The 1,449-nt window shown below is 55.8% G+C and carries 1 rRNA gene; it reads left to right on the plus strand.

Annotated elements, in window-relative coordinates:
• Positions 1 to 1,416 (plus strand): 23S ribosomal RNA (locus tag AB0I16_RS35785); the annotation flags it as partial.
• Positions 1,417 to 1,449 lie beyond the last annotated feature (33 nt).

Raw genomic sequence — 1,449 nt, forward strand, 5'->3', positions numbered from 1 at the left:
AGGCAAATCCGGATGACATGTGGGTGAGACCTGATGCCGAGCCGATTGTGGTGAAGTGGATGATCCTATGCTGTCGAGAAAAGCCTCTAGCGAGTTTCATGGCGGCCCGTACCCTAAACCGACTCAGGTGGTCAGGTAGAGAATACCGAGGCGTTCGGGTGAACTATGGTTAAGGAACTCGGCAAAATGCCCCCGTAACTTCGGGAGAAGGGGGGCCATCACTGGTGATCGGATTTACTCCGTGAGCTGGGGGTGGCCGCAGAGACCAGCGAGAAGCGACTGTTTACTAAAAACACAGGTCCGTGCGAAGCCGTAAGGCGATGTATACGGACTGACGCCTGCCCGGTGCTGGAACGTTAAGGGGACCGGTTAGTGCGCTTTCGGGCGTGCGAAGCTGAGAACTTAAGCGCCAGTAAACGGCGGTGGTAACTATAACCATCCTAAGGTAGCGAAATTCCTTGTCGGGTAAGTTCCGACCTGCACGAATGGCGTAACGACTTCTCGACTGTCTCAACCATAGGCCCGGTGAAATTGCACTACGAGTAAAGATGCTCGTTTCGCGCAGAAGGACGGAAAGACCCCGGGACCTTTACTACAGTTTGATATTGGTGTTCGGTTCGGCTTGTGTAGGATAGGTGGGAGACTGTGAAGCGGGCACGCCAGTGTTCGTGGAGTCGTCGTTGAAATACCACTCTGGTCGTGCTGGATGTCTAACCTCGGTCCGTGATCCGGATCAGGGACAGTGTCTGATGGGTAGTTTAACTGGGGCGGTTGCCTCCCAAAGAGTAACGGAGGCGCCCAAAGGTTCCCTCAGCCTGGTTGGTAATCAGGTGTTGAGTGTAAGTGCACAAGGGAGCTTGACTGTGAGACCGACGGGTCGAGCAGGGACGAAAGTCGGGACTAGTGATCCGGCGGTGGCTTGTGGAAGCGCCGTCGCTCAACGGATAAAAGGTACCCCGGGGATAACAGGCTGATCTTCCCCAAGAGTCCATATCGACGGGATGGTTTGGCACCTCGATGTCGGCTCGTCGCATCCTGGGGCTGGAGTCGGTCCCAAGGGTTGGGCTGTTCGCCCATTAAAGCGGTACGCGAGCTGGGTTTAGAACGTCGTGAGACAGTTCGGTCCCTATCCTCTGTGCGCGTAGGAATATTGAGAAGGGCTGTCCCTAGTACGAGAGGACCGGGACGGACGAACCTCTGGTGTGCCAGTTGTCCTGCCAAGGGCATGGCTGGTTGGCTACGTTCGGAAAGGATAACCGCTGAAAGCATCTAAGCGGGAAGCCTGCTTCGAGATGAGTATTCCCACCCCCTTTGAGGGGTTAAGGCTCCCAGTAGACGACTGGGTTGATAGGCCAGATCTGGAAGCCCGGTAACGGGTGGAGGTGACTGGTACTAATAGGCCGAGGGCTTGTCCTCAGTTGCTCGCGTCCACTGTGTTGGTTCTGAAAC

The sequence above is a fragment of the Streptomyces sp. NPDC050703 genome (genome assembly GCF_040654435.1).
Lineage (GTDB): Bacteria > Actinomycetota > Actinomycetes > Streptomycetales > Streptomycetaceae > Streptomyces.